The sequence below is a fragment of the Arthrobacter sp. Leaf234 genome (assembly GCF_001422665.1).
GTDB lineage: Bacteria > Actinomycetota > Actinomycetes > Actinomycetales > Micrococcaceae > Arthrobacter_D.
On sequence record NZ_LMLU01000001.1, the window covers coordinates 1352237 to 1374843 of the forward strand.

Annotated in this window: 18 protein-coding genes; 14 read left to right on the plus strand and 4 right to left on the minus strand. The window is 70.0% G+C overall.

Annotated features, from left to right (window positions below; genetic code table 11):
* The first annotated feature begins 18 nt into the window (after nt 1-18).
* From ASF21_RS06360 to ASF21_RS06370, 3 genes are read left to right on the plus strand one after another with little or no spacing between them, the layout of a single operon-like run.
* On the plus strand, nt 19-1062 hold the full coding sequence (locus ASF21_RS06360) for an ABC transporter permease (RefSeq protein WP_055768197.1): 1044 nt from the start codon (nt 19-21) through the stop codon (nt 1060-1062).
* The gene (locus ASF21_RS06365; protein WP_055768200.1) at nt 1059-1865 is read left to right on the plus strand and encodes an ATP-binding cassette domain-containing protein; all 807 of its coding nucleotides are present in this window, start codon (nt 1059-1061) and stop codon (nt 1863-1865) included. The genes ASF21_RS06360 and ASF21_RS06365 overlap by 4 nt, the downstream gene beginning before the upstream one ends.
* On the plus strand, nt 1862-2173 hold the full coding sequence (locus tag ASF21_RS06370; RefSeq protein ID WP_055768203.1) for a putative quinol monooxygenase: 312 nt from the start codon (nt 1862-1864) through the stop codon (nt 2171-2173). Before ASF21_RS06365 ends, ASF21_RS06370 begins: the two co-directional genes overlap by 4 nt.
* 281 nt (nt 2174-2454) lie before the next feature.
* Here the strand turns inward: ASF21_RS06370 and ASF21_RS06375 are convergent, their stop codons facing one another.
* Complete coding sequence (locus ASF21_RS06375) at nt 2455-3315, minus strand: D-alanyl-D-alanine carboxypeptidase family protein (protein WP_055768206.1); 861 nt, start codon at nt 3313-3315, stop codon at nt 2455-2457.
* A 2-nt stretch (nt 3316-3317) separates the two neighbouring features.
* A complete protein-coding gene (gene coaA, locus ASF21_RS06380; RefSeq protein WP_055768210.1) occupies nt 3318-4295 on the minus strand; it encodes a type I pantothenate kinase in 978 nt (325 codons plus the stop codon).
* Nucleotides 4296-4356: 61 nt separating this feature from the next.
* Between coaA and glmS the strand changes: the two genes are divergently transcribed.
* The 10 genes from glmS (at nt 4357) to ASF21_RS06430 (ending at nt 18698) form a co-directional block, all read left to right on the plus strand.
* Nucleotides 4357-6297, plus strand: a complete 1941-nt coding sequence (glmS, locus tag ASF21_RS06385) for a glutamine--fructose-6-phosphate transaminase (isomerizing) (RefSeq protein WP_082471278.1) — start codon at nt 4357-4359, stop codon at nt 6295-6297.
* 57 nt (nt 6298-6354) lie between these two features.
* Nucleotides 6355-6726, plus strand: coding sequence for a holo-ACP synthase (locus tag ASF21_RS06390; RefSeq protein WP_055769276.1), 372 nt, complete (start codon nt 6355-6357; stop codon nt 6724-6726).
* A 44-nt stretch (nt 6727-6770) separates the two neighbouring features.
* Complete coding sequence (locus ASF21_RS06395) at nt 6771-8333, plus strand: bifunctional ADP-dependent NAD(P)H-hydrate dehydratase/NAD(P)H-hydrate epimerase (protein ID WP_055768213.1); 1563 nt, start codon at nt 6771-6773, stop codon at nt 8331-8333.
* A 144-nt stretch (nt 8334-8477) separates the two neighbouring features.
* Entirely contained in the window at nt 8478-10664 is a 2187-nt protein-coding gene (gene glgX, locus ASF21_RS06400) for a glycogen debranching protein GlgX (protein WP_055768216.1), read from the plus strand.
* A gap of 121 nt (nt 10665-10785) precedes the next feature.
* On the plus strand, nt 10786-13098 hold the full coding sequence (gene treY / locus ASF21_RS06405; RefSeq protein WP_055768219.1) for a malto-oligosyltrehalose synthase: 2313 nt from the start codon (nt 10786-10788) through the stop codon (nt 13096-13098).
* The gene (gene treZ / locus ASF21_RS06410) at nt 13095-14846 is read left to right on the plus strand and encodes a malto-oligosyltrehalose trehalohydrolase (RefSeq protein ID WP_055768222.1); all 1752 of its coding nucleotides are present in this window, start codon (nt 13095-13097) and stop codon (nt 14844-14846) included. Before treY ends, treZ begins: the two co-directional genes overlap by 4 nt.
* 163 nt (nt 14847-15009) lie before the next feature.
* Nucleotides 15010-16215, plus strand: coding sequence for a GGDEF domain-containing protein (locus ASF21_RS06415; protein WP_055769278.1), 1206 nt, complete (start codon nt 15010-15012; stop codon nt 16213-16215).
* A 52-nt stretch (nt 16216-16267) separates the two neighbouring features.
* On the plus strand, nt 16268-17314 hold the full coding sequence (mgrA, locus tag ASF21_RS06420; RefSeq protein ID WP_055768225.1) for an L-glyceraldehyde 3-phosphate reductase: 1047 nt from the start codon (nt 16268-16270) through the stop codon (nt 17312-17314).
* A 53-nt stretch (nt 17315-17367) separates the two neighbouring features.
* A complete protein-coding gene (locus ASF21_RS06425; protein ID WP_235498669.1) occupies nt 17368-17853 on the plus strand; it encodes a GNAT family N-acetyltransferase in 486 nt (161 codons plus the stop codon).
* A 44-nt stretch (nt 17854-17897) separates the two neighbouring features.
* The gene (locus ASF21_RS06430) at nt 17898-18698 is read left to right on the plus strand and encodes an HpcH/HpaI aldolase family protein (protein WP_055768233.1); all 801 of its coding nucleotides are present in this window, start codon (nt 17898-17900) and stop codon (nt 18696-18698) included.
* Here the strand turns inward: ASF21_RS06430 and ASF21_RS06435 are convergent.
* Nucleotides 18653-20080: a 6-phospho-beta-glucosidase gene (locus tag ASF21_RS06435; RefSeq protein ID WP_235498670.1), complete on the minus strand. Its 1428-nt coding sequence runs from the start codon at nt 20078-20080 to the stop codon at nt 18653-18655. The two genes, ASF21_RS06430 and ASF21_RS06435, sit on opposite strands and share 46 nt — an antisense overlap.
* 107 nt (nt 20081-20187) lie before the next feature.
* Between ASF21_RS06435 and ASF21_RS06440 the strand changes: the two genes are divergently transcribed.
* Nucleotides 20188-21327: a PfkB family carbohydrate kinase gene (locus ASF21_RS06440; protein ID WP_082471279.1), complete on the plus strand. Its 1140-nt coding sequence runs from the start codon at nt 20188-20190 to the stop codon at nt 21325-21327.
* 114 nt (nt 21328-21441) lie between these two features.
* Here ASF21_RS06440 and ASF21_RS06445 read toward each other — a convergent pair whose 3' ends face one another.
* Complete coding sequence (locus ASF21_RS06445) at nt 21442-22566, minus strand: hypothetical protein (RefSeq protein WP_055768238.1); 1125 nt, start codon at nt 22564-22566, stop codon at nt 21442-21444.
* Between the last annotated feature and the right edge of the window lie 41 nt (nt 22567-22607).

Below are 22607 nucleotides of genomic sequence, written 5' to 3' on the forward strand. Positions count from 1 at the left end.
GACCAACGGAGTTCTTCCATGAACCAGACAGTGAAAGCGGCTCCTTCAGCGGGCAGCCACGATCTTGCCGGCGAGTTCCTCGACCGCACAACACCACTTACCCGAGTCCGCAACACCCTCCACCGCTACCCTGCCCTCAGCCCCGCCATCGTGCTGGTCATCGCCATCATAGTGTTCGGGCTCCTCAACGAACGCTTCCTCGCTCCGGCTAACCTCTCACTGATCACCCAGCAGGTCGCAGTCGTCGGCACCCTCGCCATCGCGCAGACGCTCATCATCCTGACCGCCGGCATCGATCTCTCCGTCGGGGCAGTCATGGTCCTCACCTCCATGGTGATCGCCCAGACCAGCTCACAGAACGGCATCCCCGGGTTCGTCGCACTGATCCTGGGACTCGTCGTAGGCCTCGCCGCCGGCGCATTCAACGCCTTCCTGGTCACCAAGTTCAGATTGCCCCCGTTCATCGTCACCCTCGGCACGTTGAACATCTTCATCGCCCTGACCTTGCTGTACTCGGCAGGCGCCACCGTCCGCGGAGCCGAGATGCCCGGCGTGCTCACCGCCACCGGCACGACCTTCAGCCTCGCAGGCGTGAACATCACCAACGGCGTCGTTCTCATGCTCCTGCTCTACGTCGCCGTCGCCTTCATCCTCGGCAAGACCGCCTGGGGCCGCCACGTCTACGCCGTCGGCGACGACAAGGAAGCTGCGCGCCTTGCAGGCATCAGCGTCAACCGCGTCCTGGTCAGCGTCTACCTCGCCGCAGGCGCCATCCTCGCCGTCGGCGCCTGGATCCAGATCGGCCGCAGCAACGCGGCGTCCCCCAACGCCGGCGCCGACCTGAACCTGGACTCCATCACCGCCGTCGTCATCGGCGGAACAAGCCTCTTCGGTGGCCGCGGCACCATCTGGGGCACCCTCCTCGGGGCGCTGATCGTCGGCGTCTTCCGCAACGGCCTCTCCCTCGCCGGACTGGACGTCCTGTGGCAGACCTTCGCCGTGGGTGTCCTGATCATCATCGCCGTCTCCGTCGACCAGTGGATCCGAAAGGTACGCAAGTGACCGACACAGCAAGCACGACCCTCCCAGCACCGGGCAACGATCCTAACCGCCGGCCCATCCTGGAAGCCCGCAACCTGGTCAAGACCTTCGGCAAGGTCGTCGGCCTCGATGGAGTGTCCCTGTCCCTCTACCCGGGAGAAGTCCTGGCGATCATCGGGGACAACGGCGCCGGTAAATCGACCCTGATCAAATGCCTGACCGGAGCCGAAGTCCCTGACCAGGGCGAACTGCTCCTCGAAGGACAGCCCGTCCACTTCAAACGGCCCCAGGACGCGCGGCAAGCCGGCATCGAGACCGTGTACCAGAATCTCGCCGTCTCACCAGCACTCGACGTCGCCGCGAACCTCTTCCTCGGACGCGAAGAACGCCGCAAAGGGATCCTCGGTTCCGTGTTCCGCATGGTCGACACCAAAGGCATGCGCCAGAAAGCCCGGGCTGAACTCACCGAGCTCGGCATCAGTACGCTTCAGGATGTCACCGTGCCGGTCGAAAACCTCTCCGGCGGCCAACGCCAAGCCGTCGCCGTCGCCCGCGCAGCGGCCTTCGGATCCAAGGTCGTCGTCCTCGACGAACCCACCGCGGCCCTCGGCGTCCGGGAATCGAAGCAGGTCCTCGAACTGGTCAAAAACCTTCGGACCCGGGGAATTCCGGTCATCCTCATCAGCCACAACATGCCGCACGTCTTCGAGGTAGCTGACCGCATCCACATCCAGCGCCTCGGAAAGTGCGCCACGACCATCACCCCGCAAAGCCACACCATGACCGAAGCGGTGGCGATCATGACCGGAGCGCAGACAGCATGACCCCACGGACCCAGGCAACCGTCGCCCTCTACGCCGAGTTCACCGCCCAGGAGGGCAAGGCCGAGGAAGTTCAGGCGCTTCTGCTGGACCTCACCACCAAGGTGCGGGCTGAGCCGGGGAACATCACCTTCGACCCCCATCGCCGCAAGGAGTCGCCCAACGACTTCTTCGTCTACGAGATCTACAGCGACCAGGAAGCATTCACCACACACATCAGCGCCGACTACGGCAAGGTCTTCAACGAAGCACTCACCGAACTGATCGTAGGAGAAGGGTCCGCCCTGACTTTCCTCACACCCCTTCAGTAGGCGCTGGGAGAAGCCCCGAGGTTCGCGATGGGGACCTCGGGGCTTCGTCATGCCCAACGACATCTGTCATCCCGGGACGAGACTGGGGCTTGGCAAAGCACCTTGGTGAATGGCCGATACTTTACCTTCTGTAAAGCTAGCTTGACGGGACGGAACCACGATAAAACTTGTTTCGATCGACTACCGCTGGTCAAGGCGCTGGGGATATCTCTCTGGGCTGCCAGCCATTGCAGCGTCGAGTTGCGAGCCTCTGCAGAAAGTACCCGGATGGATGATCTGGATCAGTACGACGGCGCCGCCGGCAGCCCGAAGTGCTCCTCGAGGGTCCGGGTCCCGGCGTCCTGCATGGCGAGCGAGACGTCCCGTCCCACGAAGCGGAAGTGCCACGGCTCCGCCGAGAACCCGGTGGTCCCGTCGGAGCCGAGCGGGTAGCGGAGGATGATCCCGTACTCGGCGGCGTTCTCGGCCGCCCACCGGGCCGCCGCGGTGCCCGCGAAGCAGGAGACCAGCGTGCACGCGCCGTCCGCCTGGCCGATGTCGAACGCGAGCCCGGTCTGGTGCTCCGAGTGCCCCGGCCGCGCGGAGACGGTGTCCGCGCCGGCCTGGTCACCGTACTGACCCACCCAGTACGCGTAGGTGGACTCCTGGTTCGCGTAGGACCGGTACCCGCTGACCAGGACGAGGCCGACGCCGTCGGCCGACGCGGCCGCGAACATCTCCTCCACGGCAGTGGCGGTGTCCGGCCGGAGCAGGCCGTTGTCGGTGGCCGTCGCGACGTCCGGCTGCCGCAGGCCTGACGGCGCGAAGTCGACGGGGACCAGGGGCCGGCGCTTGTTGACGACGACGTCGGTGGCTGCCGGATCCAGGTGCGTGTCGGAACTGCGGGCGGGAGCCGCCGGCGACGGCGTCGCGGGTCCTGCGGCCGCCGTGTCCTCCGTCACGGCGGGACCCGGGGTGCGCTGCGCGGGCGCGGGGAGCACGCCGGGTGGCGCCGGCAGGTCTGCCGCGCCCTGGGGGATGCCGGCCGGGGCGGACGCGGCCGCCGTCGAAGTATCGGCCGCCAGGACATCAGCGGCGGGGGAGGCGCAGGCCGAGAGGCCGACGGCGAGCACGAGTGCCGCCGCCAGCGGTGCCGCCCGCACCGTCAGGTCTTCCGCAGGAGCATGCGGCGGACGGAGTGGTCCGCATCCTTGGTGAGGACGAGCTGGGCGCGCCCGCGCGTGGGCAGCACGTTCGCCACCAGGTTGGGCTCGTTGATGCGCTCCCAGATGTCGGTGGCCTTCAGCCGTGCTTCCTCGTCGGTCAGTGTGGCGTACCGGTGGAAGTAGGACTCCGGGTCGGCGAACGCGCTGGAGCGCAGCGACTGGAAGCGGTTGACGTACCACTGCCGGATGTTGCTGGTCTTCGCATCGACGTAGATCGAGAAGTCGAAGAAGTCGCTGAGGGCGAGCCCGGTGATGCCGTCCGGCCTCGGCCGGGCGGGTGCGAGCACGTTGAGCCCCTCGACGATCAGGACGTCCGGCCGCCGCACCACGACCTCCCGACCGGGGACGATGTCATAGGTGAGGTGCGAGTACCAGGGCGCGGTGACCTCGGCGGCGCCGCTCTTGACCTCGCTGACGAACCGCAGCAGGCGGCGCCGGTCGTAGGACTCCGGGAAGCCCTTGCGCTGCATCAGGCCGCGCCGTTCGAGTTCCGTGTTCGGGTAGAGGAAGCCGTCCGTGGTGATCAGTTCCACGTCGGGGGTGTCCGGCCACCGCCTCAGGAGCTCCCGCAGCACCCTCGCCGTCGTCGACTTGCCGACCGCCACGGACCCCGCGACGCCGATCACGAAGGGCGTGCGCGTCGTGGTCTCGCCGAGGAAGGTGTTGGTGGCCTCGTGGAGCCGACCGGCCGCCGCGATGTAGAGGTTGAGGAGGCGGGAGAGCGGGAGGTAGACCTCCCGGACCTCGTCGAGGTTCAGCGCGTCGCCGAGACCGCGCAGGCGCTGCACGTCCTCCATGTTGAGCGGGCTCTCGATCTCATGGGAGAGCCGGGACCACATCTGGCGGTCCAGTTCGACGAACGGTGTGAAGGATTCGGCACTGGTGGCCTGCTGCGTCCCCGTGCTTCTGTCACTCACCCGACGATTCTGCCCGGTGGCCTGCGCAAGAACAAACACGGCCCCCGGTACGCTTGGACCCATGTGTGGAATTGTGGGGTATGTAGGCCGGGACCACGGCCAGGGATCATCGGCTCTCGAATCGGTCGCTCCGGCGTTCGATCAGGAAGCGGCGGACGCGCGGCACGGGGCGCTCGACGTCGTCATGGAGGGGCTCCGGCGCCTGGAGTACCGCGGGTACGACTCGGCAGGCGTCGCCGTGATCACGCCGGCCGGCATCGAGTCGCGGAAGAAGGCGGGGAAGCTCACCAACCTCGTCGCGGAACTGGCAGCGGACCCGTTGCCGCGCTCGCTCACCGGGATCGGCCATACGCGCTGGGCGACCCACGGCGGACCGACGGACCAGAACGCGCACCCGCACCTCGCGGACGGCGACCGGCTCGCGCTGATCCACAACGGCATCATCGAGAACTACGCCGAGCTGAAGGCCGAGCTGACCGGTGAGGGGCTGACCTTCCTGTCCGACACCGACACCGAGGTGGCTGCCGGCCTCGTCGGCTACATCTACCGCGGACTCGTCGACAGCGGTGTCCAGGGCGACGTCCTGACCCTCGCCCTGCAGCAGGCCTGCCAGCGCCTCGAGGGCGCCTTCACCCTCCTCGCCATCCACCAGGACCAGCCGGGCGTCGTCGTCGCCGGCCGCCGCAACTCGCCCCTCGTGGTGGGGCTGGGCGACGGCGAGAACTTCCTCGGGTCCGACGTCTCGGGCTTCATCGACTTCACGCGCCGCGCCGTCGAGCTCGGCCAGGACCAGATCGTGACGATCACGCCCGACGCCGTCGCGATCACCGACTTCTTCGGCGCGCCCGCCGAGGGCACGGAGTTCCACGTCAGCTGGGACGCCGCGGCCGCCGAGAAGGGCGGCTTCGACTCCTTCATGGAGAAGGAGATCCACGACCAGCCCGACGCCGTCGGCCAGACGCTCCTCGGCCGCTCCGACGTCTCCGGGAACCTCGTCCTCGACGAACTGCGCATCGACGAGTCGATCCTCCGCTCGGTCGACAAGATCGTGGTGCTCGCCTGCGGTACCTCCGCGTATGCCGGCCAGGTCGCCAAGTACGCGATCGAGCACTGGTGCCGCATTCCCACCGAGGTGGAGCTCTCCCACGAATTCCGGTACCGCGACCCGATCGTGAACGAGAAGACCCTCGTGGTGGCCATCTCGCAGTCGGGCGAGACCATGGACACGCTCATGGCCGTCCGCTACGCCCGCGAGCAGGGTGCCAAGGTGGTCGCCATCTGCAACACCAACGGGTCCACCATCCCGCGCGAAGCCGACGCCGTCCTCTACACGCATGCCGGACCGGAGATCGCCGTCGCCTCGACGAAGGCGTTCCTCGCCCAGATCACCGCCGCCTACCTGCTGGGCCTGTACCTGGCGCAGCTGCGCGGCAACAAGTACCGCGACGAGATCGCCGACGTGCTGACCGACCTGTCCGCCATCCCGGCGAAGATCCAGGCGATCCTCGACGACGCCGACAAGATCAAGCAGCTCGGCGTAGACATGGTGAACGCGAAGTCGGTGCTGTTCCTCGGCCGCCATGTCGGCTTCCCCGTGGCCATGGAGGGTGCGCTCAAGCTCAAGGAGCTCGCGTACATCCACGCAGAGGGCTTCGCCGCCGGCGAGCTCAAGCACGGACCGATAGCCCTGATCGAGGAGGGCCAGCCCGTCGTCGTGGTCATGCCGTCCTCGAGCGCCCGCGACTCCCTGCACGCCAAGGTCGTCTCCAACGTCCAGGAGATCCGCGCCCGCGGCGCCGTGACGATCGTGATCGCCGAAGAGGGCGACACCTCGGTGGAGGCCTATTCCGAGCACGTCTTCTACGTGCCGGCCTCGCCGACGCTGCTGGCACCGCTGCTGACCACCGTCCCGCTCCAGATCTTCGCCCTGGCCCTGGCCAGCGCGAAGGGCTACGACGTGGACCAGCCGCGCAACCTGGCGAAGTCGGTCACGGTTGAGTAGATCCATCGGGATGCCGCCGCGGCTCCGTGCCGCGGCGGCACCGTGCGGGGCGTCCCGGTGATCGTCGGGATCGGCGTCGACGTGGTGGACATCGAGCGCTTCCGGAAGCAGCTCGAACGTACCCCCGCCCTGCTGGAGCGGCTCTTCGTACCGTCCGAGCGACTGCTGAACACGCGGTCCCTCGCCGCGCGCTTCGCCGCCAAGGAGGCCATCGCGAAGGCGATCGGCGCTCCCGTGGGGATGAACTGGCAGCACTGCACCATCGACGTCGACGCAGCGGGTGCGCCCTCGGTCGTCGTCGACGGGACAGTGGCCGACGCCGCCCGCGCCCGCGGGGTGGAGACGTGGCACCTGTCCATCAGCCACGACGGCGGCCTCGCCACGGCGATGGTCGTCGCAGAAGGCCATACACCGTCGGGCACCAGATAGTAACCGTACTGATGACCGGCCCGCGAACCGCTAAGCTCGACCATATGCTTGAAGCTTTCTCCGGGGGAGACGTCCGCGCCGCGGAAGCTCCCCTCATCGACGCCGGGCAGGGTGACGCCCTGATGCAGCGGGCGGCGCACGGGCTGTTCGGCGTCGCGCTCGGGCTGCTGCGTGAGGCCGGCCGCAGCACCTACGGCGCCACGGCCGTCGTCCTCGCAGGCAGCGGCAACAACGGTGCGGACGCCCTGTACGCGGGTGAGCGGCTCGTCCGCCGCGGCGTCGGCGCCACGGCCGTCCTCCTGTCGGACCGCGTGCACACCGCCTCGCTCGATGCCTTCCTCCGTGCCGGGGGCACGAGCGTCAGGCTCGACGACGGCGCCGACGCGGAAGCGCTCGCCGTCCACGCCGCCAGTGCCGACCTCGTCCTCGACGGCATCATCGGCACGGGCTCGGGCGGGAACCTGCGCGGCACCGCCCGGAGCTTCGTCGAAGCCTTCACCACCGTCGCCGGACCCCGAGGACGGCGGACTGCCCTCGTGATCGCCTGCGACCTGCCGAGCGGGATCGGTGTCGACACGGGGCGCGTCGACGGACCGGTCATCGCCGCGGACGCCACCGTCACGTTCGGTGCCGCCAAGCCCGGACTCCTGCTCGGGGACGGTGCCCTGGCGGCGGGGGAGCTGAACGTCGTCGACCTCGGGCTGGATCTCTCCGCCCTCACCCCCGCGGTCCGGAGCCTGCTCGACGCCGATGTCGCCGCCCTCCTGCGCCGTCCCACGGCCCAGGACCACAAGTACTCCCGCGGGGTGCTCGGCGTCGCCGCCGGCTCGGCCCGCTACCCCGGCGCTGCGGCCCTGGCCGTCGGCGCGGCGCTCGCCATGGGCCTCGGCATGGTCCGCTATCTCGGTCCCGACGCCGTCGCGGCCCTCGTCCACCAGCGCAACCCCGAGGTGGTGGCCTCCGGGGGTTCCGTCGGCGAGGCCCGGTCGCAGGCCTGGCTCGTGGGTCCGGGCGCCGTGGACGACGAGGACCAGCGCGTGCGCGCCGTCGAGGCGATCGCCGCCGGACTGCCCGTGGTGGTGGATGCCGGTGCGCTCTCCGAGGTGCCCGAGCGCGTGGGACCCCAGGTGATCCTGACTCCCCATGCCGGTGAACTCAGCCAACTGCTTGCCGGGCGCGGTGTCGACGCCGACCGGGCGGCCATCGAGGCCGAGCCCGCGCACTATGCTCTCCGCGCAGCCGAGATGACCGGCGCCACGGTGCTGCTCAAGGGCTTCACCACCGTCGTCGCGGCGCCGTCGGGCACCCTGTTCGCGCAGACCGACGCGAGCCCCTGGCTGTCCACCGCGGGCTCGGGTGACACCCTCGCGGGCATCATCGGGGCGCTCGCCGCGACCCTGGCCGAGGACGACGGCGCCGCCGGTCGCGTCGGCGTCGCGCAGGAGGACCTCTGGGCGGCGGCCGCGGCCGCCGGGGCACTGCTGCACGGCCGTGCCGGACAGCGGGCCGCGCTGCGCGGACCCGTCGTCGTCTCGACCCTCCCGGCGGACATCGGAGCCGTCGTCGCCGACCTCCTCGAAGGGCGTCGCCTAGCCGCCGTCCCGTAGGAGAGGGTCGACGCCGTTAACCGCGTCGACAGACGAATGCGCTATGTATGGAGCAGGCGCTCCGGGGCACCAGGACCCCGGAGACTGCGAGCACCACCGCCACGGCCCCGAGGGGATCGTGGCGTATGACACCAAGGAGAACCAATGGAACTATGGCCCGGCGATGCTTACCCCCTGGGAGCCACCTATGACGGCACCGGCACGAATTTCGCGCTGTTCAGCGAGATCGCGGACTCCGTGGTCCTCTGCCTCTTCGACGACGACGGCACCGAGACGTGCGTCGAGCTGAAGGAGGTCGACGGCTACGTGTGGCACGGCTACCTGCCGCACGTGACCCCGGGCCAGAAGTACGGCTACCGCGTGCACGGCCCCAACAATCCGGCCGAGGGACACCGCTGCAACCCGAACAAGCTCCTGCTGGATCCCTATGCGAAGGCGATCTCCGGTGACCTGGACTGGGACCAGGCCCTGTTCGGCTACAACTTCGGTGACGAGCACTCGGTCAACAACGAGGACTCCGCCGCCCACATGATGCTCGGCGTCGTCGTGAACCCGTTCTTCAACTGGGACGGCGACCGCATGCCGCGGACGCCCTACCACCAGTCCGTCATCTACGAGGCCCACGTCAAGGGCCTCACGCAGCTGCACCCGGACATCCCCGAGGAGCAGCGCGGTACCTACGCCGGCGTGGCGCACCCGTCCGTCATCGCGCACCTGCAGAAGCTCGGCGTCACGGCGATCGAGCTCATGCCCGTGCACCAGTTCGTGAACGACAGCACGCTGCAGGAGAAGGGCCTCTCGAACTACTGGGGCTACAACACCATCGGCTTCTTCGCGCCGCACAACAAGTACAACTCCTCCGGCGACCAGGGTGAGCAGGTCCAGGAGTTCAAGGCGATGGTGCGCGAGCTGCACCTCGCCGGCATCGAGGTCATCCTCGATGTGGTCTACAACCACACCGCCGAGGGCAACCACATGGGCCCCACCATCTCGATGCGCGGCATCGACAATGCGGCGTACTACCGCCTGGTGGAGGACGACAAGCAGTACTACATGGACACCACCGGCACCGGCAACTCGCTGAACGTCGGCAACCCGCACTCCCTGCAGCTGCTCATGGACTCGCTGCGCTACTGGGTCACCGAGATGCACGTGGACGGTTTCCGCTTCGACCTCGCCTCGGCCCTGGCCCGCGAGTTCTACGAGGTGGACCGGCTCTCGGCCTTCTTCGAACTCGTCCAGCAGGACCCGATCGTCTCGCAGGTGAAGCTCATCGCCGAGCCGTGGGACGTCGGCCCCGGCGGCTACCAGGTGGGCAACTTCCCGCCGCAGTGGACCGAGTGGAACGGCAAGTACCGCGACACCGTGCGCGACTTCTGGCGCGGCGAGCACTCGAGCATCGGCGAGTTCGCCTCGCGGCTCACCGGCTCGGCGGACCTGTACGAGCACTCGATGCGCCGCCCCGTCGCGTCCATCAACTTCGTCACGGCCCACGACGGCTTCACCCTGCGCGACCTCGTCTCCTACAACGAGAAGCACAACGAGGCCAACGGCGAGGACAACAACGACGGCGAATCGCACAACCGCTCCTGGAACGGCGGGGCCGAAGGGCCCACCGATGATCCCGAGGTCCTCGCGATCCGGGTGCGCCAGCAGCGCAACTTCATCGCCACCCTCCTGCTCTCGCAGGGCGTGCCGATGCTGCTGCACGGCGACGAGCTCGGCCGTACGCAGGAGGGCAACAACAACACCTACTGCCAGGACTCCGAGCTCAGCTGGGTGCACTGGGACAAGATGGACCAGCCGCTGCTCGAATTCACCGCGGCCGTCAACCGGCTGCGGTCCGAGCACCCCACGTTCCGCCGCCGCCGCTTCTTCGACGGACGCCCCGTGCGCCGCGGCGAGGGCGAGGCGCTGCCGGACATCGTGTGGCTGGACACCGCCGGCGAGCTCATGGCCCCCGAGGACTGGGACAGCGGCTTCGGCCGTTCGATCGGTGTCTTCCTCAACGGCCAGGGCATCCAGGGGCGTGACGCCCGCGGCCAGCGGATCGTCGACGCCAACTTCCTGCTGTACTTCAACGCGCACGACGAGGCCGTGGACTTCACGATCCCCTCGGACGAGTACGGGACGTCGTGGGACGAGGTGATCGACACGGCCGGCAAGTACGCGGACAGTGAGGCGATCCCGGCCGGCAAGACCATCGCGGTCGAGGGGAAGTCGATGGTCGTCCTGCGGGCGCACTCGGAGGTCGAGGACCTCGACCACTCGGTCGCGGCGTCCCTGGCCATCCTCGCCAACGAGGTCACGGCGAAGACCGGCACCCCCTAGCACCACCCGGCACCACGCAGCACCACGGGGTGCACCCGCGCAGTCCAGCCGGGTGCACCCCTCGCGCTCGACCCGAGCGCACCACCGCCTTCACCACCGCCCGTCCAGGAGGACCACCACCGTGCTGACACCGACATCGACCTACCGGCTGCAGATCCGGAGCGAGTTCGACCTGCACCGGGCCGCGGCCCTGGTGCCGTACCTGCACGACCTCGGGGTGGACTGGGTCTACCTCTCCCCGATCCTGACGGCGGAGAAGGGCTCCGGCCACGGCTACGACGTCACCGACCCCACCGCCGTCGACCCCGACCGCGGTGGACCCTCGGCCCTTGCCGCGCTCAGCGGGGCCGCCCGGGCCGCCGGGATGGGTGTCCTCGTGGACATCGTCCCGAACCACATGGGCATCGAGACCCCCGCGGACAACGCCTGGTGGTGGCAGCTCCTGAAGGAGGGCCGCACCTCGCGCATGGCGGAGGCTTTCGACGTCGACTGGGACGCCGACGGCGGCCGCCTCCGCGTGCCGGTCCTCGGTGACGGTGACGGCGAGCTCGATCAGCTCACCGTCGTCGACGGCGAACTGCACTACTACGACAACCGCTATCCCATCGCGGACGGCACAGCACACCCCGGTGACACCGGCGCCGCGGTGCACGACCGCCAGCACTACGAACTCGTCAACTGGCGCCGGGCGGACAGCGAACTGAACTACCGGCGCTTCTTCGGCGTCAACAGCCTGGCCGGGCTCCGGGTCGAGGTGCCCTGGGTCTTCCAGGAGAGCCACAGCGAGGTGAAGCGGTGGTTCGACGAGGGACTCGTGGACGGCCTGCGCATCGACCACCCGGACGGCCTCGCCGATCCGAAGGGCTACCTCGACGACCTGCGGGCCCTCACCGGCGGCGCCTACGTGCTGGTCGAGAAGATCCTCGAGCCGGGGGAGAAGCTCCCCACCGACTGGGCCACCGAGGGGACCACCGGATACGACGCCCTCGCGGACGTCGACCGGCTCTTCACGGACCCGGCCGGCGAGCACGCGCTCACGGCCACCGTCCCCGTCGACCCGTTCCACGAGATGATCCACGGGACCAAGCGCGGCATCGCCGACGGCATCCTGCGCTCCGAGGTGCTGCGCCTCGCACGCCTCGTGCCCGCCGAGGCAGGGCTCGACGCCGCGGCGACGGCGGATGCGATCGCCGAACTGCTCACCTGCTTCCCGGTCTACCGCAGCTACCTCCCGGGCGGCGCCGAGTACCTCGCCGAGGCCGTGCGCGATGCGCAGGTCCGCCGTCCGGACCTCGCCGACACCATCGCCGCGCTGCACCCGCTGCTGAACCCCTTCCTCGAGGGCGACGGTGTGTGGACCGAACTCGCCCAGCGCTTCCAGCAGACCTCCGGCATGGTCATGGCGAAGGGCGTCGAGGACACCGCGTTCTACCGGTACTCGCGGCTCGTCTCGCTGAACGAGGTGGGGGCGGACCCCGCGATCTTCGCGATCGACCCGCTCGAGCTGCACCGCCGGCTGCTCGAACGCCAGACCGAGGCTCCCCTCGCCATGACGACGCTGAGCACGCACGACACCAAGCGCAGCGAGGACACGCGGACCCGGATCTCGGTCATCTCCGAGCTCGCCGACGAATGGACCGGTGTCCTCGCGCAGCTCGAGGAGCTGGCGCCCATCGGCGACCCCACCTTCGCGCCGCTGCTGTGGCAGTCGCTCATCGGCGCCTGGCCGCTCACGCGCGAGCGGGCCCATGCCTACGCGGAGAAGGCCTCCCGCGAGGCAGACCTCAGCACGCACTGGACAGCACCGGACGAGGACTTCGAGCGCGGGATGCACGCGGCCGTCGACGCCGCGTTCGACGACGGCGCCGTCTCGGCCCTCGTGTCCGCCTTCGTCGAGCGCATCCGGCAGGCCGGCTGGTCCAATTCGATCGGGCTGAAACTGCTGCAGCTCACCATGCCCGGCGTACCGGACGTGTACCAGGGCACCGAGTTCTGGGACACCTCGCTCGTGGACCCGGACAACCGCCGCGAGGTGGACTACGACGCCCGCCGGAAGGTCCTGACCGACCTCGCCTTCGGCGCGCTGCCGCAGCTCGGTGAGGACGCCCACGCCAAGCTGCTCGTCGTCACGCGGGCGCTCACCCTGCGCAGGGACCGTCCCGAACTGTTCACCGGGTACGCCGCCGTCGTCCCGTCCGGCGAGGCCGCCGACCACGTGTTCGGCTTCGACCGTGGCGGGGCGATCACGCTCATCACGCGCCTGCCCTACGGGCTCGACCGGCGTGGTGGGTGGGGCGACACCACCGTCGACCTGCCCGCCGGCAGCTACACGTGCGCGCTCACCGGGGCCTCGGTCTCCGGGGGGACCGTCCGCGCGGCAGACCTCTTCTCCACCTTCCCCGCAGCCCTACTGGTCCAGGAGGACGCAGCATGAGCCCCTTCGATGTCTGGGCGCCGCGCGCCCGATCCCTCATCCTCGTCGTCGAGGGGACGCAGTACCCCATGACGCAGGGCGACGGCGGCTGGTGGCAGCCGGCCGAGCCCCCCGCGTCGAGCGACGACGTCGCCTACGGGTACTTCGTGGACGGGTCCGACACCCCGGTCCCGGATCCGCGTTCACGCCGGCAGCCAGAGGGCGTCCATCAGCTGTCACGGACCTTCGACCCCTCCGCGCACGCGTGGCAGGACGGCGCCTGGCAGTCGCCCGGGATGAACGGCGGCGTCATCTACGAGATGCACCTCGGCACCTTCACGCCCGAGGGCACGCTCGACGCCGCCATCGGGAAGCTCGACCACCTGGTGGACCTCGGGGTGCAGTACGTGGAGCTGCTGCCCGTCAACGCCTTCAACGGCACGCACAACTGGGGCTACGACGGCGTGCTCTGGTACGCCGTGCAGGAGACGTACGGCGGTCCGGCGGCCTACCAGCGGTTCGTCGACGCCGCCCACCAGCGCGGCCTCGGAGTCATCCAGGACGTCGTATACAACCACCTCGGTCCCAGCGGCAACTACCTCGGGCTCTTCGGTCCCTACCTGACCGAGGGTATGTCCAACACCTGGGGCGATTCGCTGAACCTCGACGGCCCGCAGTCCGACGAGGTACGGGAGTACGTCCTGCAGAACCTGCTCATGTGGTTCACCGACTACCATGTGGACGGGCTGCGGCTCGACGCGGTGCATGCCCTGCACGACGAGCGCGCGGTGCACATCCTCGAGGAATTCGGTGCCCGGACGGACGCCTGCGCCGAGGAGCTCGGGAAGCCCCTGTTCCTCATCGCCGAATCCGACCTGAACAACCCTCGACTGATCCAGACCCGTGACGTCGGCGGGTACGGCCTCGCCGGCCAGTGGAGCGACGACTTCCACCACGCGGTGCACGTCAACCTGACGCGGGAGACCGAGGGGTACTACCTCGATTTCGATTCTGTCGGCGCGCTCGCCAAGGTCCTCGAGAAGGGCTTCTTCCACAACGGGACCTACTCCTCGTTCCGCGAACGCCACCACGGCCGCGAGATCGATCCGGCGCGCGTCACACCCCTCCAGCTCGTCGTCTGCACGCAGAACCACGACCAGATCGGCAACCGGGCCGCAGGGGACCGCATCAGTGCCACGCTGAATCCGGCACAGCTGGCCCAGGCCGCGGTCCTCAACATCCTCGGGCCGTTCACCCCGATGCTGTTCATGGGTGAGGAGTACGGCGCGTCGACGCCCTGGCCGTTCTTCACCTCCCACCCGGAGCCGGAGCTCGGCAAGGCGACGGCGGAGGGACGGCTCAAGGAGTTCGAACGCATGGGCTGGCGCCCCGAGGACGTCCCCAACCCGCAGGACCCTGCGACGTTCGCCTCGGCGAAGCTCGACTGGGCCGAGGCGGAGCAGGGACACCACGCCGAGCTGCTCGCCACCTACCGGCACCTCATCAGCCTCCGCCGTGACCGCGCGGAACTCCGGGATGCCGATTTCACCACCGTCTCCGTCGAGTTCGACGAGGACAGTCGCTGGATCGTGCTGCACCGGGGGCACACCTCGGTGCTGCTGAACCTCGGTGAGCACCAGGCGTCGGTCCCCGTGCGCGCAGCCGGCGCCGAGGTCCTCCTGTCCACCGTCGACGGGGTCGGACTGCTCGATGACATGGTCCAGCTCCCGCCGTACGCCTCCCTCGTGCTGGCGCGGGCGGAGGCCTAGCCCGCGGGCTCAGGAGAACGGCAAGGTTGGGGCAGGACCGTCCGCCGCGGGCCGTGAGGGTCGGTGCGCTCCTGCATACTGGGCTGGAGATTCCTCCCGGCTGGGGGGCGGACCGCGTGGCCGAGTGTCGGCCGGGTTCGGGAGAGGCGAGGCGGATCACATCATGACCCTGGACATCACGACCCTGCGGGTGGCTTTCGGAGCCGTTTCCGTCACCCTCTTCGTGCTGTTCTACACGGTGTCGTTCCGCCAGACCCGCTCCGCGTACAGCGCCTGGTGGTGTGCCGCGATCGCGTTCTTCTTCACGGGGTCCACCGGCTACCTGCTGGACGGCACGGTCCACCAGGTGTGGGCGAACCCCCTGTCCAACACGCTGCTCGTCATGGGGACGGTCAGCGTCTGGGCCGGCGCGCGGACCCTCAGGACCAGCAAGCCGGCCTGGCTCCAGCTCTCCGTGGCACCGCTGCTGACACTGCTGGCGTCGGTGGTGGACACTCCGGCAACGAACACGTGGTCGGGCGGGCCGGTCTTCCTCGGGATGATGTCCCTGACCATCGGGCTCGCCTCCTGGGAGCTCTGGCGCCTGCCGAGCAGCTACAGCCGTGTCGAGGCACCCCTCGCGGTCGTCTCCGCGCTGGTGTCCGTGCTGTACCTCGTCCGGTGCGTCGTGTTCATCGCCGAAGGGCAGAACGGCGACGTCTTCACCACCTACGTCGGCTCGGGTGTCACCACGCTGATCACCCTGGTGCTGCTCGTGGTCGTCTCCTTCAGTGCCGCCGCCCTCAGCGCCGAGCAGATCGCCACCGACCTGCGGACGCGGGCTGACCGCGATGCCCTCACGGGGCTGCTCAACCGTTCGGGGTTCCTCGATCTCGCAGCGCTGCACACCGATCGCCTCGCGCGGACCGCCCGTCCGGGCGCCCTCATCCTCGCGGACCTCGATTTCTTCAAGGCCGTCAACGACACGTACGGGCATGCTGCGGGCGATTCCGTGCTCAGGGCCTTCGCCGAGGCCTCGACCGAGACGGTGCGTTCCACCGATCTCGTGGGCCGTTACGGCGGCGAGGAGTTCATCTTCCTGCTGCCCGGCGCGTCGGCCGCGCGCAGCGAGGACATCGCGCGGGACGTCAGTATGGCCCTCCAGGGCCGCAGTGCGCCGGACGGATTCGAGATGCCGACGGTCAGCTATGGCATCGCCGCCCTCGACGCCCTGAACTACGATCTCGACGCCGCCATCGCGGCGGCCGATCAGGCCCTGTACGCGGCGAAGGCGGGTGGCAGGGACAAAGCGGTCCGCGCCATCCGCCCCGCGGACACCACCGGAGGGTCTTCCGCCGAACCACCGAACGGTCCAGTCCGCACCCCCTGAGGGGTGACCTCCGAAGACGGTGGGCGACGTACCGCTCACCTAGGATGAGGACATGACCTTCCACCCCGCCGAAGACCGCTACGACTCCATGCCCTACCGCCGCGTGGGGAAGAGCGGCCTGCAGCTCCCCGCCGTCTCCCTCGGCCTGTGGCACAACTTCGGGGACGACAAGCCCTTCGACGTTCAGCGTGACATCCTCCGCCGGGCCTTCGACCTCGGCGTCACCCACTTCGACCTCGCCAACAACTACGGACCGCCCTACGGCAGTGCCGAGACGAATTTCGGCCGGCACCTGAAGGACGACTTCCGCCCGTTCAGGGACGAGCTCGTGATCTCCAGCAAGGCCGGCTATGACATGTGGCCCGGACCCTATGGCGATTTCGGGTCCCGCAAGTACCTGCTGGCGAGCCTCGACCAGTCGCTCGGGCGCATGGGCCTCGAGTACGTCGACATCTTCTACAGCCACCGCCCGGATCCGGCGACGCCCCTGGAGGAGACGATGGGTGCCCTCGACACCGCGGTCCGCTCCGGGCGCGCGCTCTACGCGGGGATCTCCTCCTACTCGCCCGAGCAGACCCTGCAGGCGGCGGCCATCCTGCGGGACCTCGGGACGCCGCTGCTCATCCACCAGCCCTCCTACTCCATGCTCAACCGCTGGGTGGAGAACGGCACCCCGAACCTCCCCGAGGCCCTCGAGCAGGTGGGCGCCGGGTCCATCGCCTTCTCGCCGCTGGCCCAGGGGCTCCTCACGAACCGCTACCTGCACGGTGTCCCCGCCGACTCCCGCGCGGCCGCGCACAAGTCACTGTCCGAGGACTCGCTGTCCGAGGACAACCTGCGGCGCATCCGGGGGTTGAACGCGATCGCCGAGGGCCGCGGGCAGACCCTCGCGCAGATGGCCATCGCCTGGATCATCCGTCCGCAGCCCAAGGGCACCGCCGTCACCTCGGCGCTGATCGGCGCGTCCAGCGTCCGCCAGCTCGAGGACAGTCTGACGGCCGTGCAGAACCTCGACTTCACTGCGGAGGAGCTGCACGCGATCGACGAGTTCGCGGTGGACTCGGACATCAACACCTGGACGAAGGGCCGCCAGGGCTGATGCTTCGCTTCCGGGAGGCAACGGCCGGGGACTGGCCGGCCGTTTGGGCCCTGATGGAACCCGTGGTCCGGGCAGGGGAGACCTACTGCTGGGACCGGGACATGGACGAGGAAGCCGCCCGGCGGGAATGGCTCCCCGGACCTGCGGGACCCGATCCGACCCTCACGGTGTTCGTCGCCCTCGACCCGGCCACGGACCGTGTCCTCGCCACCGCCCAGGTGCATGCCAATCGCGGCGGACCGGGGGCGCACGTCGCCAACGCCTCCTTCCTGGTCGCAGCGGAGGCGGCAGGCCGAGGCGTCGGACGGGCCCTCGCCGGTCACGTGCTGGCAGAGGCCCGGACCAGGGGGTACACGGCCATGCAGTTCAACGCCGTGGTGCAGACCAACGAGCGGGCGGTGGCCCTGTGGACGTCGCTCGGGTTCGGCGTCATCGGTACCGTGCCCCGTGCGTTCGATCACCCCGTCCTCGGCCCCACGGGCCTGCACATCATGCATCGCTTCCTCGAGTCGCCTGTACCGGCCGGCGGGGCGGGCTGACCGTCACGCTCGGAGTCCGTGGCGGTGGGGGCCACAATGGGAGCATGACTGCCGATGCGACCGTCCATGATCCGCTGCTGGGTGTCTGGGCGACACTCGGCGAAGCCCGCCTGACTCGCGAACTCGCCGGCGCGGGCGCCGGCTGGGTAGGGCTCGACGCGCAGCACGGGCACTTCGACGACCGCTCCCTCCGCGAAGCGCTTCTCCACCGCCCTGCGGGCTCCGCCCCGATGCTCGTCCGGGTCGGGGCGAACGATCCCGCCCTGATCGGGCGTGCCCTGGACGCGGGCGCCGACGGCGTCGTCGTCCCCCTCGTGGACAGTGTCGCCGACGCCCTGGCAGCGTCGTCCGCCAGCCACTATCCGCCGCTCGGTACCCGGAGCTGGGGTCCGCTCCACGGCAGCCTGCCCGTCCATGCGCCGGGTGGCGACGCCGGGCCTCACGCGGTACCGCTCTGCGCCGTGCTGATCGAGACCGCCGCGGGACTCGACGCGGCCGGGGAGATCGCTGCGCTCGACGGCGTGGACATGCTGTTCGTGGGGCCGTTCGACCTGTCCCTGGCCCTGGGGCTGCAGGTGGACGAACTCCTGGCGGCGACCGACGACGACGCGCCGCTGCCGAGGATCCTCCGGGCCTGCCGCGACGCCGGGATCACCGCCGGCGCGTACGCCGGCTCGCCGGAACGGGCAGCGCTCCTCGCGGCGTCGGGTTTCCACTGGATCGCCTCCACCACGGACGCGGCCCTGCTCGCGCTCGGCGTGTCGGGTCTCCGCGAGAAGCTGCGCCGGGCCGCCTCCGATCAGTCGGTCCAGAACTCCGCCAGTGCGGGGAACGCCCTCTCGTAGCCCGCGAGGACGGCCGTCGCGGCGTGGAACGAGTCGATCAGTGGATGGCCCGCGAAGGCACGGAGGGCCGCCGTTCGATCGCGGTGCACCGCAGCCCGGACGGTGTCCTGCTCCACGGCCTTGACGGCGGCCATCAGCCCCAGCTGGTGCGCGGTCAGCGGAGCCGCGGGACGCGGCGCGGCCCCTGAGGCGTCGACGACCGCCGGCACCTCCACGACAGCGGTCTCCGGCAGTTCGGGGAACGTGGTCCCGTTCCGCACGTTGAGCACGAGTTCGGCCGGCCTGCCGGTCAGTAGTGCCCGCATGACCCGCAGCGCCACGCGTTCGTAGCCGCCACCGGCGAGATCGGCCTCGTCCCGCTGCTCGCCGGCGGGACGCGCCTCGGCGAGGTAGCCGGATTCGCGCTCGCGGCGCGCATCCTCCCAGGCACCGAACGGGTCGACGGCCTCGGCGAGGCGGGGGTAGAGGCCCTGCTGCTGATCACGGAGGATCTCGCCGCGCGTCCTGTCCGCACCCCGGATGGCGCGCAGGGCCTCGCGGTGGAAGTAGTAGTAGAACAGGTACTCGTTCGGCAGGGCGCCGAGACTGCTCAGCAGGCTCGGTCCGAACAGCCGGCCCTCCTCGAAGGAGCCGAGCCGCAGGGGATCCGCGAGCAGGGCCGGCAGCCTGTCGCCGTCCCGTGCGGCGGGCGACGGCGATCCGCCGTCGTGCCCGCGTTCCTGCCCGGCGGACGCGCCGCCGTCGAGCCTGCGCAGCCACCCGAGATGGTTCAGGCCCACGTAGTCGACGCCTGCGAGCGAGTCCCCGAGGTCCAGGCCGACGGCGCGGGCGGCACGGGTGACGAGCCCCGAGGCGGAGTCGCAGATGCCGATGACCCGGTGGCACAGGACGCCCGAGACCGCCTCGGTGACCATCCCGGCGGGGTTCGTGAAGTTGATCAGCCAGGCCTCCGGGGCGAGCTGCCGCATCGCGGTGGCCAGCCGCAGCATGTCGGGGATGGAGCGCAGGGCGTAGGAGATGCCGCCTGCTCCGACGGTCTCCTGGCCGAGCAGGCCCGCCTCGAGGGCCACGCGTTCGTCCAGCACGCGCCCGTCCGCCCCGCCGCTGCGCACGGCCGCGAAGACGATGTCCGCGCCGGGGAGGGCGTGCGCGAGATCGGTCTCCACGCGGACCGCCGGGGCGGGGCTCCCCGTCGGCGGGGGCATCGCGTGCAGCACCCGGGCGATCGCGCGCGCCCGTTCCGCAGAGGCGTCGAGCAGGACGACGTCGGACACGAGGCCGGCGAACGGCCCGTCCGCCAGCGCCCGGTACACCAGTGGCACGCGGAAGCCGCCGCCGCCGACGATCACGAGGGTGGCTCCCGGTCCGGTCGATGAGCGCACTGCTGGACCCGCTTCCGTCATCGTGGGGGGCGGCCGGTGCTCCGCCGCCCGTGGTGGTGCGGGCGTTCATGGCCCGCTGCCCGCGTCTTGCAAGTATTGTGCCGTACATGTCCCCACAGCACCGGTTCGATCCGCTGGCGGCCACGCGTGGCTCGGACGGCCCCGAGTTCGACCTCCTCCTCGCCGGGCAGGTGTTCTTCGACATCATCTTCACGGGCCTCGAGCAACTGCCGTCACCGGGGACCGAGGTGTGGACCGACGGGATGGGGTCCGGGCCCGGGGGGATCGCGAACCAGGCCATCGCGGCGAGCAGGCTGGGCCTGCGCACCACACTCGCGGCTGCTTTCGGCGATGACGGGTACGGACAGTTCAACTGGGACGTCCTGCAGGACCAGGAGCACGTGGACCTGTCGCGGTCGCGGGTGTTCGGGCACTGGCACTCGCCCGTCACGGTGTCGCTCTCGGTGCACCAGGACCGGTCGATGATCACGCACGGGCACCCGTCGCCGCTGCGCGCCTCGGAACTGATCGGGACGCCGCCGTCGTGCCGCGCCGCCGTCGTCGGTGTGGAGCAGGAGGTGGAGCCCTGGGCGCGTGCCGCCGCAGCTGCGGGGACGAAGCTGTTCGGCGACGTGGGCTGGGACCCGGAGGGGGAGTGGGCGCCCGAGACGCTGGCTTCGCTCGAACACTTCTACGCGTTCATGCCGAACGCCGTGGAGGCCATGGCGTACACGCGGACCGAGGACCCGTGGGCCGCGCTCTACTCCCTCGCCGATCGCGTGCCGGTCGCCGTGGTGACGGTGGGCCAGCAGGGCGCCATCGCGATCGACTCGCTGACGGGTGAGGAGGAGTGGGTGCCGGCGCTCCCGGTCTCTGCCTACGATCCGACCGGAGCGGGGGACTGCTTCGGGGCGGCATTCGTCATGGGCGACCTCGCCGGGTTCCCCCTGGCGGACCGGTTGAGCTTCGCCAATCTGTGCGCCTCCCTGTCGGTGCAGCACGTGGGCGGTTCCCTGGCGGCGCCCGGGTGGGGCGACATCGCCGACTGGTGGCACCGGGTCAACACCGGGCGCGACGGCGTCCGGAAGCAGTGGCTGCGGCGCTATGCCTTCCTCGAGGACCTGGTGTCCGACGTCCCCACGGAGGCCGTGCGCCGGGCTTCGGCGACCATCGCCCGGCATTCCGACGCCGCGCCGTCGTCGGGCCCGGCGGAGGCGAGGCGTGAGGGGATCGCCGACCTGGGCTGAGCGGTGGCGCCCCGGGGGCCGAGCCGTGCCGGGCGTGGATCGACGGCCGAGGGAGTACCGCCCACCGGTCGGCCGACGGAAGGCGTCGGCACGGACCGTCGCGTCTCCCGGGTCCTAGGACTCGTCGAGGACCTCTCCCACGTACTGGATGGTCAGCACCGGCGATTCCAGTTCGTCGATGCCGGCCACCAGGGCGACATAGGCCTTCTCGCCCTCGAAGCCGGGCGCGATGTAGTGATAGCTCTTCCAGGCCGGGTGCTCGGCCGCCCCGTGCCATGCGATGTACAGGAGGAGGTCCTCCCACTCGGAGTCGGGCGGGAGTCCGGTGAAGTCCAGGGCGTCCAGGACGGCCTGCTCGACGGCGACGGGGCACAGGAAGTAGTGCCGCGAGGCGTAGGGGCTGATGTCGACGAGCTCACCGTTCCTGAGCGCCACCTGCCGCGAGGTCCCGGGGTACTTCTCGGGCACCTCGCTGGTCACCTGGTGCTCGAGGAGGTCGATCTGCTCCGTGCTGGGCTGTCCCTCCGGATGGAGGTACGGATTCACGCGGGCCGCGGCGTCGTAGGGCGTGAACCACGATGACGCCGCGTCGTCGTCGCCGGACGTGCGCTGGTAGGTCGCCTGCAGCGCGTCCGTGTCCTCCAGGAGCCCGCTCACGATGCGGTCGATCCCGATCGCCCCGAGCTTCGTGCCGTACTCGGCGTCGGCGTGCCGGACCCCGCTGCGGGCGAGACAGTAGACGGCAAGGCCGTGCGCGAACGTCCGCGCCCGGTCCCAGCCCAGCTCGAACTCCGCGGCGACCTCGGAGAGCACGACGGCGAAGCGCTGCAGGAAGCCGGAGGTGTAGTGGGACCGGTACGCGCGGGGCAGGGTGTCCACCATGCGGGCCGCGGCCGAGGTGACGTAGGCGCCTACGTCACCGTCGGTGGTCTCGAGGGTGCGCAGGGCGAAGATGTCCTCGAAGATGCCGTCGAGGACGATCGGGATGGATCGGCGGAGGGCGCCGCGCAGCAGTTGCGCCTGGACGAGGGCGTGGAGCCGATCCTCCGGGGAATCGTAGTTCGACGCGGGCAGCTGCCCGTCCTCGTCGAGCTGCATGCGGCCGATGCACGCGCCCTGCAGTTCCGGTCCACCGAAGTAGCCGAAGAGGGTGATGTCGATCCCCTCGAGCCTCCGGCCCTCGTTGATCAGGTCGATCTGCCGGGGCGGCAGGTTCTGCGGGTCGATCTCGGGTACCACTGTGCTCCTTGCTCGGCGTGGCGTCAGACTAGCAGCAGCAG